Origin of the sequence: Polaromonas sp. (assembly GCF_031411155.1) — a bacterium.
Lineage (GTDB): Bacteria > Pseudomonadota > Gammaproteobacteria > Burkholderiales > Burkholderiaceae_C > Polaromonas.
The window spans coordinates 1-8,347 of sequence record NZ_JANOAL010000065.1; the positions used below are offsets into that span (position 1 = coordinate 1).

The window sequence follows — 8,347 nt, forward strand, 5'->3', positions numbered from 1 at the left end:
CAAGCAAAGGCGTGGAAGTTGCTCTTCACGCCAGCAGGGGCCGCGGAACCGGCTTTGCCGGGCCGCAGGCGCAGCGGCCCCCTCGGGGGGCAGCGCAGTACACGCAGTGACAAGCGTGGGGGCACCGCTACCGGCCACCAAAAATGGCGGTACCGACGCGCACCAGGGTGCTGCCCGAATGAATCGCCGCCTCCAGATCGGCCGTCATGCCCATCGACAGCGTATCCATCGGCGCCGGCAGCACGCCAGACCGATTAATCTGGTCAAAAAGGGCTCTGGCCCTTGCGTGAACCGCACAGGCAGCTACAAAATTAATAGCAGGCTCGGGAATCGACATGAGGCCGCGCAGCGTCAGGCGCGGCAGTTGCGCGACCTGTTGGGCGAGTTCCAGGGCGTCTTGCGGCGCCAGGCCAGCCTTGTTGCTGCCGCCATCGACATTGACCTGCAGGCAGACCTGCAGCGGCGGCAGCTGCGCCGGCCGCTGCTCGCTCAGGCGCTGGGCGATTTTCAGCCGGTCCACCGACTGCACCCAGTCAAAATGCTCGGCCACCAGCCGCGTCTTGTTGCTTTGCACCGGGCCTATGCAGTGCCATTCCAGCGCGCTGCGCCGGGCCTGCAGCGCCAGGATTTTTGCCACGCCCTCGGCAATGTAGTTTTCGCCAAAGGCGCGCTGGCCGTCGCTCATGGCGTCGGCCACGGCCTCGGCGCCGAAGGTTTTGGACACCGCCAGCAGGCGCACGCTGGCCGGGTCGCGTCCGGCGGCAAAACAGGCCGTGGTAATCCGGTCACGTACCAGCTGGAGGTTGCGCACAATCGTGGTCATAATCAGAATGTAAACGCAGATTCAAAAGCGCTTAATTTGTAACAAATCGACAAGGATTGCCCGGGATGGACATCACGCAGCTGCTGGCCTTTAGCGTCAAAAACAAGGCATCTGACCTGCACTTGTCGGCCGGCCTGCCGCCCATGATCCGGGTCCACGGCGATGTGCGGCGCATCAACGTCGACCCGCTGGACCACAAGCAGGTGCATGCCATGGTGTACGACATCATGAACGACACCCAGCGCAAGAACTACGAAGAGTTCCTGGAGGTCGACTTCTCGTTCGAGATTGACGGGCTGGCGCGCTTTCGCGTCAACGCCTTCAACCACAACCGCGGCGCCGGCGCCGTGCTGCGAACCATTCCGTCGAAAATTTTGACGCTGGAGCAGCTCAACGCACCGAAGATTTTTGGCGACCTGGCGCTCAAACCGCGCGGCATGGTGCTGGTCACGGGCCCGACCGGCTCGGGCAAGTCGACCACGCTGGCGGCCATGGTCAACTACCTCAACGAAACCGAGTACGGCCACATCCTGACGGTGGAAGACCCGATCGAGTTCGTGCACGAGTCGAAAAAATGCCTGATCAACCAGCGCGAGGTCGGCCCGCACACCATGAGCTTCGCGGCGGCGCTCAAATCCGCCCTGCGCGAAGACCCGGACGCGATTCTGGTCGGCGAGATGCGCGACCTGGAAACCATACGGCTGGCGATGACGGCAGCCGAAACCGGCCACCTGGTGTTTGGCACGCTGCACACCTCGAGCGCGGCCAAGACCATTGACCGGATCATCGACGTGTTTCCGGCCGAGGAAAAAGAAATGATCCGCTCCATGCTGTCGGAGTCGCTGCAGGCGGTGATCTCGCAGACCCTGTGCAAGACCAAGGACGGCCAGGGCCGGGTCGCCGCGCATGAAATCATGCTGGGCACCAGCGCCATCCGCAACCTGATCCGCGAAGCCAAGGTGGCGCAGATGTACTCGTCGATACAGACCGGCAACAGCGTGGGCATGCAGACGCTGGACCAGAACCTGACCGAGCTGGTCAAGCGCAACGTGATTTCTGCCGCCGAGGCGCGCGGCAAGGCCAAAATTCCGGAAAATTTCCCCGGCTAGATATGTGGCCCCCACGTTCGCTCAATGCGTGTAGCTCTCTGCCCCCCGAGGGGGCTGTGCTTGCTTGGGGCGGCCCGGCGAAAAATTGCATGGCTCACCATTGCCCCCCTCTTCGGCGGCAACTGAAACCACCCAACAGGAGGTGCTCTGATGGAGCGCGATCAAGCCAGTAAATTCATTCACGACCTGCTCAAGCTGATGATCAGCCGCAACGGCAGCGACCTGTTCATCACGAGCGAGTTTCCGCCGGCCATGAAGGTCGATGGCAAGATCACCAAGGTCTCGCCGCAGCCGCTGAACGCCAGCCACACGCTGGCGCTGGCGCGCGCCATCATGAACGACAAGCAGGCGGCCGAATTCGAGCGCACCAAGGAATGCAATTTCGCCATTTCGCCGCCCAGCGTTGGGCGCTTTCGGGTCAATGCCTTTGTCCAGCAGGGCAAGGTCGGCATGGTGATGCGGGTGATTCCGGCCACCCTGCCTACCATCGACGGTCTCGGCGTGCCGCAGGTGCTGAAGGAAGTGGTGATGTCCAAGCGCGGCCTGACGATTCTGGTCGGCTCCACCGGCTCGGGCAAGTCCACCACGCTGGCCGCCATGGTGGACTGGCGCAACGAGCAGTCCTACGGCCACATCATCACGATTGAAGACCCGGTGGAATTTGTGCACCCGCACAAGAACTGCGTGGTGACCCAGCGCGAGGTGGGACTGGACACCGACAGCTGGGAGGCGGCGCTGAAAAACACCCTGCGCCAGGCGCCCGACGTGATTTTGATGGGCGAAATCCGCGACCGCGAAACCATGGAACACGCGATTGCCTTTGCCGAAACCGGCCACCTGTGCCTGGCCACGCTGCATGCCAACAGCGCCAACCAGGCGCTGGACCGGGTCATCAACTTCTTTCCGGAAGAGCGTCGCCAGCAACTGTTGATGGACTTGTCGCTCAACCTCAAGGCCATGGTGTCGCAGCGCCTGGTGCCCAAGCAAAACAGCAAGGGCCGCATCGCGGTGGTCGAGGTCATGCTCAACTCGCCGCTGATTTCAGATTTGATCTTCAAGGGCGAGGTCTCGGAGATCAAGGAGATCATGAAGAAAAGCCGCAACATCGGCATGCAGACCTTTGACCAGGCGCTGTTTGACGCCTTTGAAAACAACCACATCACCTACGAAGACGCGCTGCGCAATGCCGATTCGGTGAACGACCTGCGGCTGCAGATCAAGCTCAATTCGCAGCGGGCCAGGTCGGTAGACCTGGCCGCCGGCACCGAAAACTTCGCCATCGTCTAACGGGCTACCGAGCGGGCGCATTGCGTCGTTGCAGTCCCAAGAAAATCCTCACGACCCGGAAGGTCGCTCCGGTTTTCTTCAGGCACCCGCGCCTAGCACTGCATCCCGCTCGCCACGCCCCTTGGGGCTTTCTGGAAGATTCACCATGTCAAGCACCCACCCCAAAACCTACGAACCCACGCCGCGCCGCAAAGTCGCTTTTCTGGGCCTGGGCGTCATGGGTTACCCGATGGCGGGGCATCTGGCGCTGGCCGGGCATGAGGTCACGGTCTACAACCGGACTGCTACTAAATCTATAGCATGGTGTGCAGAATATCCGGGGGCTGCAGGCTCAAACTATGCCTCAACGCCGGCGCTGGCGGCGCGCGGGGCCGACATCGTATTTAGCTGCGTCGGCAATGATGACGACCTGCGCGGCGTGACGCTGGGCGCGGACGGCGCCTTTGCCGGCATGCAGCCGGGCGCGGTACTGGTCGACCACACCACGGCGTCGGCCGATGTGGCGCGCGAGTTGTACGCCGCGGCCAGCAGCCTGGGTCTGCATTTCGTCGATGCGCCGGTGTCGGGCGGCCAGGCCGGCGCGCAAAACGGCGCGCTGACGGTGATGTGTGGTGGTGATGCGGCGGCGTTTGCGGTGGCCAAACCCGTGGGCATGGCGTTTTCAAAGGCCTTCACCCTGATGGGCGAGACCGGCGCCGGCCAGCTGACCAAGATGGTCAACCAGATCTGCATTGCCGGGCTGGTGCAGGGGCTGAGTGAGGCGATTGCCTTTGGCCAGAAGGCCGGGCTGGACCTGCACCAGGTGCTGGACGTGATTGGCAAGGGCGCGGCGCAAAGCTGGCAGTTAGATAACCGCGGCAAGACCATGGTGGCCGACCAGTTTGATTTTGGCTTTGCGGTGGACTGGATGCGCAAGGACCTGGGGCTGGTGCTGGACGAGGCCAGGCGCAATGGCGCGCGCCTGCCGGTGACGGCGCTGGTGGACCAGTTTTACGCCGATCTGCAGGCGCTGGGCGGCCAGCGCTGGGACACCTCCAGCCTGATCCGGCGCCTGCGCTAAACCGGTCAACCGGCCCTTAGTTGCTGGCGGGCGGGTCGGTCACCAGCGGCGCGGGCGGCCTGACCGGCGCTGATGTGGAAGACGACATGCGCGCCAGCTCGTCGTCGCTCAGCAGCTCGAAAATCCGCACCACTTTTTGCACGCCCGGCGTGGCGCGCACCACCTGGGTAGCCCGGTCGGCTTCGCGCTGGCTGACGCGCCCCATCAGGTAGGTGGTGCCGCGCTCGGTCACCACCTTGAAAACATTGGACTGCAGATCGCGCGCATCGAGCAGATTGGCCTTGACGCGGCCTGTGACCAGCACGTCGGTGGAGCGCTGGCTCAGGCTGGAGTTGCCGCTGACGGCCAGCTCGTTGACCACCGAGTTGACGTTTTCAACGCGCGAAACAATCTGCTCGACCAACTGCTTGTCCTGCGCGCTGGGCACTTCGCCGGTCAGCAGCACCTGGCGGTTGTAGCTGGTCAGGTTCACATGCGCCCTATCGCCCACATTGCCGCGAATCCGGCTGCTGGCGCGCAGCTCGATGCCTTCGTCTTCCAGCTGGGCGCCCGAGGTGCGGCGGTCGGTGGCCAGCATGGTGCCGCCGGCAAAGGCCCCGCCCACCACCAGCGGCACGCAGGCCGTGAGCGCGCCCGTCAGCAGGGTGGCGGCACACAGGGCCAGGCTCAGCCGTTTCAACGCGAAAGCTTTCATACAGAAGTCTCCTGATCGCCAAGTAACTGGGTGTCCACGCCGTCGCAAATGCAGTGCAGCGCCAGCAGGTGCACTTCCTGGATGCGCGCGGTGCGCTCGTGCGGGACGCATATATGCACATCGGTTTCGCGCAGCGCCTGGGTCATCTTGCCGCCGCCGCGCCCGGTCAGCGCCACCACGGTCATCTCGCGCTCGTGGGCAGCCTCGATGGCGGCCAGCACATTGGCCGAATTGCCGCTGGTGCTGAGAGCCAGCAACACGTCGCCGGCGCCGCCCAGCGCACGCACCTGCTTCGAGAAGATCACGCTGAAATCGTAGTCGTTGGCAATCGCCGTGAGGATGGAGCTGTCGGTGGTCAGCGCAATCGCGCCGAGTTCTGGCCGCTCGCGCTCGTAGCGGCCGACAAATTCGGCCGCGAAATGCTGGGCATCCGCCGCCGAGCCGCCATTGCCGCAGGCCAGCACCTTGCCGCCACTGGTGACGCTGGACAAAATGGCCTGCACCGCCGCCGCGATGGGTTTGGACAGAATATGGGCCGCCTGGTATTTAAGGTCGGCGCTGTCGATAAAGTGCTGTTCAATACGTTGTTCAAGCATGGGGCAATGATAGCGGGTCAGGGGAAATACCCGCCCACCGGGGGCTTGCATCGGGCCAAAGGCAATGTCTGCTTACATAATTCCACGCTTTGGCCGATGTCCGGCGTGCGGACCGCCCGCGCGGGTAGCCGCTCAGGAGGCATCAAACGCCGCCGGCAACCATTCAATACGCGCCTGCCCGCCCGCCTCCAGCGCCCCGTGCACCAGCACCACATCAAAGCGGCAGGGCGGCGGGCTGGCAAAGCGCATCAGGTAGTGGCGTGCGGCAAAAATAATGCGCTGCCGCTTGACGCCGCTGATGCTGGCGCCGGCGCCGCCATGCGAGTGGCCGGCGCGCTGGCGCACCTCGACAAACACCAGCGTGCCGTCAGGCGACTGCATGATCAGGTCGATCTCGCCGCCGCCGCGCCCCGGCGTCCGATAATTGGCCTGCGCAAACTTCAGGCCAGCCTGCTGCAGATAGGCCCGCGCCGCCGACTCGGCCGCATCGCCCCGGGATTTGGTGCTAGGCTGTGATGGCAACGGCGCCGTACTGCCCGGCGGCGACTTGACCCCCTGTTTCTTGGAAAACCACATTGAACGCTTCTTTCGAATTGGCCCTGGAGGCTGCACGCGCTGCGGCGGGCATGCAGCATTATCCGGAAAGCACGCTGTACGTCGTGGCCACGCCGATCGGCAACCTGGCCGACATCAGCCTGCGCGCGCTGTGTGTGCTGCAGCGGGTGGACGCGATTGCCTGCGAGGACACCCGCCACACCCAGACCCTGCTGCGCCAATATGGCATCGAAAAGCCCTTGCTGGCCGTGCATCAACACAACGAAGCGCAGGCCGCCGGCCTGGTGCTGGAACGGCTGCAGCGCGGCGAACGCGTGGCCTATGTCAGCGACGCCGGCACGCCCGCCGTCAGCGACCCGGGCGCGCGGCTGGTGGCGGCCGCCCGCGTGGCCGGGCTGCGGGTGTTGCCGCTGCCGGGCGCCAGCAGCGTGACGACCGCGCTCAGCGTGGCGGGCCTCAGTGGCGAATCGGGTTTTGTGTTTGCCGGCTTTTTACCCAGCAAGGCCGGCGAGCGCGACCAGGCCGTGGCCGCCCTGCAGGCCGACCAGCGGGCCACGGTGATTCTGGAGGCGCCGCACCGCATCGAGGCGCTGGCCCGCGCCATGGCGCCGCTGCAGGGCCGCCTGGTGACCGTGGGGCGCGAGCTGACCAAGCAGTTTGAGGAAATCGCGACCGTGGCCGCGCAGGACTTTTCGGCCTGGCTGGCCGGCAACCCGCAGCGCACGCGCGGCGAGTTTGCGCTGGTGCTGCATGAATCCAGCGCGGCCGAGGCGCCGCAGGACCACAGCCGGGTGCTGCAACTGCTGCTGGCCGAGCTGCCGCTCAAAACCGCCGTGAAACTGGCCGCGGAAATCACCGGTGCGGCGCGCAACGAGCTGTACGAAACCGCCCTGAAGCTCAAGCAGGCATGAACCCGAACGCCGACCAACTCTGGCGCGGGCCGCGCTGGGCGCTCGCGGTGTTGCTGGCCGTGCTGGGCATGCTCGGACCGTTTTCGATCGACACCTACATTCCGGCTTTCTCCGGCATGGCGCGCTCGCTGGGCGCCACGCCGGTCGAGATGCAGCAGACGCTGTCGGCCTACCTGTTTGGCTTTGCCTTCATGAACCTGTTTCATGGCGCGATGGCCGACAGCTTTGGCCGCCGGCCTGTCGTGCTGTGGGGGATTGCGATGTTCACCCTGGCGTCGGCCGGTTGCGCCCTGTCGCAGAGCGTCGAGCAGCTGGTTTTCTTTCGGGCCTTGCAGGGGCTGTCGACCGGCGCCGGCATTGTGGTGTCGCGGGCCGTGATTCGCGACATGTATGCGCCGGCCCAGGCGCAAAAAGTCATGAGCCAGGTCACGATTTATTTTGGCGTGGCACCGGCGCTGGCGCCGATTGTGGGCGGCTGGCTGTTTGTGCACTTGGGCTGGCACAGCATTTTCTGGTTTCTGACGGGCGTGGGCCTGCTGCTGTGGGGCACCAACTACCGGTTTTTGCCGGAAACACTGGCCATTCATGCGCGTCAGCCTTTTGAAGTGAAGCACCTGATGCGCGGCTACTGGCAGCTGGGCTCCAGCCCGCGCTTTTTGCTGCTGGCGCTGGCCAGCGGCGTGCCCTTCAACGGCATGTTTCTTTACGTGCTGTCGGCGCCGGCCTTTCTGGGCGAGCACCTGCGGTTGCAGCCGACCGAGTTTTTCTGGTTTTTCTTGCTCACCATTTCCGGCATCATGGCCGGCGCCTGGCTGAGCGGGCGCATGGCCGGAAAAATCGCGCCCAAGCGGCAGATCCGCCATGGCTTCGTCATCATGCTGGCGACTTCGCTGGTCAATCTGGCGGCCAACTGGCTGTTGACGCCGCATGTGGCCTGGGCGCTGATACCGATTGCGCTGTTTGCCTTTGGCTGGGCGCTGATGGTGCCGGTGGTGACGCTGCTGGTGCTGGACCTGCACCCCGAGCGGCGCGGCATGGCCTCGTCGCTGCAGGCCTTCATCGGGTCGAGTGCCAACGGTATCGTGGCCGGCGTGATCGCGCCGCTGGTGATGCACTCCACGCTGGCGCTGGCTGGCAGCTCACTGGCGATGATGTGCGTGGGGCTGGTGGCCTGGGTGTTTTTGCACCGGCGCTGGCCGGAAATCGGCCGCGCGGTGGAGGGGGACTAGGACTGCCAGGCCAAGCAACAAGGTGCTCGTTTGCAAGGCCAACGGGAATCAGTTGTCCGGGAACCTGACCCGCTCCTCCACGC

Annotated in this window: 9 protein-coding genes; 5 read left to right on the forward strand and 4 right to left on the reverse strand. The window is 64.7% G+C overall.

Annotation, left to right across the window (positions count from 1 at the left end; translation table 11 throughout):
- Window positions 1-127: 127 nt before the first annotated feature.
- A complete protein-coding gene (locus RMO23_RS03690) occupies window positions 128-823 on the reverse strand; it encodes a YggS family pyridoxal phosphate-dependent enzyme (protein ID WP_309678750.1) in 696 nt (231 codons plus the stop codon).
- A gap of 65 nt (window positions 824-888) precedes the next feature.
- Here RMO23_RS03690 and RMO23_RS03695 point away from each other — a divergent pair, with 65 nt between their 5' ends.
- From RMO23_RS03695 to RMO23_RS03705, 3 genes are all read left to right on the forward strand, one after another.
- On the forward strand, window positions 889-1,932 hold the full coding sequence (locus tag RMO23_RS03695; RefSeq protein WP_309678751.1) for a type IV pilus twitching motility protein PilT: 1,044 nt from the start codon (window positions 889-891) through the stop codon (window positions 1,930-1,932).
- Window positions 1,933-2,082: 150 nt separating this feature from the next.
- The gene (locus RMO23_RS03700) at window positions 2,083-3,219 is read left to right on the forward strand and encodes a PilT/PilU family type 4a pilus ATPase (protein WP_309678752.1); all 1,137 of its coding nucleotides are present in this window, start codon (window positions 2,083-2,085) and stop codon (window positions 3,217-3,219) included.
- A 145-nt stretch (window positions 3,220-3,364) separates the two neighbouring features.
- Window positions 3,365-4,279 (forward strand): NAD(P)-dependent oxidoreductase, encoded by a 915-nt coding sequence (locus RMO23_RS03705; protein ID WP_309678753.1) that lies wholly within the window; start codon window positions 3,365-3,367, stop codon window positions 4,277-4,279.
- Between the two features lie 16 nt (window positions 4,280-4,295).
- Here the strand turns inward: RMO23_RS03705 and RMO23_RS03710 are convergent, their stop codons facing one another.
- The 3 genes from RMO23_RS03710 to RMO23_RS03720 form a co-directional block, all read right to left on the reverse strand.
- Window positions 4,296-4,973 carry a BON domain-containing protein gene (locus RMO23_RS03710; RefSeq protein ID WP_309678754.1) on the reverse strand — a complete coding sequence of 226 codons (678 nt, stop codon included), beginning with the start codon at window positions 4,971-4,973 and terminating at the stop codon, window positions 4,296-4,298.
- Entirely contained in the window at window positions 4,970-5,569 is a 600-nt protein-coding gene (locus tag RMO23_RS03715) for a phosphoheptose isomerase (protein WP_309678755.1), read from the reverse strand. The genes RMO23_RS03710 and RMO23_RS03715 overlap by 4 nt, the downstream gene beginning before the upstream one ends.
- Before the next feature lie 132 nt (window positions 5,570-5,701).
- Window positions 5,702-6,145 carry a YraN family protein gene (locus RMO23_RS03720; protein WP_309678756.1) on the reverse strand — a complete coding sequence of 148 codons (444 nt, stop codon included), beginning with the start codon at window positions 6,143-6,145 and terminating at the stop codon, window positions 5,702-5,704.
- 50 nt (window positions 6,146-6,195) lie between these two features.
- Here RMO23_RS03720 and rsmI point away from each other — a divergent pair, with 50 nt between their 5' ends.
- Complete coding sequence (gene rsmI, locus RMO23_RS03725; protein ID WP_309678758.1) at window positions 6,196-7,035, forward strand: 16S rRNA (cytidine(1402)-2'-O)-methyltransferase; 840 nt, start codon at window positions 6,196-6,198, stop codon at window positions 7,033-7,035.
- Window positions 7,032-8,264, forward strand: a complete 1,233-nt coding sequence (locus RMO23_RS03730) for a multidrug effflux MFS transporter (protein ID WP_309678757.1) — start codon at window positions 7,032-7,034, stop codon at window positions 8,262-8,264. Before rsmI ends, RMO23_RS03730 begins: the two co-directional genes overlap by 4 nt.
- Window positions 8,265-8,347 lie beyond the last annotated feature (83 nt).

Excerpts from the sequence above, each read along its gene's own strand:
- RMO23_RS03695 (WP_309678751.1), top strand. The coding sequence starts at position 889 with ATGGACATCACGCAGCTGCTGGCCTTTAGCGTCAAAAACAAGGCATCT.
- RMO23_RS03700 (WP_309678752.1), top strand. The coding sequence starts at position 2,083 with ATGGAGCGCGATCAAGCCAGTAAATTCATTCACGACCTGCTCAAGCTG.
- RMO23_RS03690 (WP_309678750.1), bottom strand. The coding sequence starts at position 823 with ATGACCACGATTGTGCGCAACCTCCAGCTGGTACGTGACCGGATTACC.
- RMO23_RS03715 (WP_309678755.1), bottom strand. The coding sequence starts at position 5,569 with ATGCTTGAACAACGTATTGAACAGCACTTTATCGACAGCGCCGACCTT.
- rsmI (WP_309678758.1), top strand. The coding sequence starts at position 6,196 with ATGCAGCATTATCCGGAAAGCACGCTGTACGTCGTGGCCACGCCGATC.
- RMO23_RS03720 (WP_309678756.1), bottom strand. The coding sequence starts at position 6,145 with ATGTGGTTTTCCAAGAAACAGGGGGTCAAGTCGCCGCCGGGCAGTACG.
- RMO23_RS03710 (WP_309678754.1), bottom strand. The coding sequence starts at position 4,973 with ATGAAAGCTTTCGCGTTGAAACGGCTGAGCCTGGCCCTGTGTGCCGCC.
- RMO23_RS03730 (WP_309678757.1), top strand. The coding sequence starts at position 7,032 with ATGAACCCGAACGCCGACCAACTCTGGCGCGGGCCGCGCTGGGCGCTC.
- RMO23_RS03705 (WP_309678753.1), top strand. The coding sequence starts at position 3,365 with ATGTCAAGCACCCACCCCAAAACCTACGAACCCACGCCGCGCCGCAAA.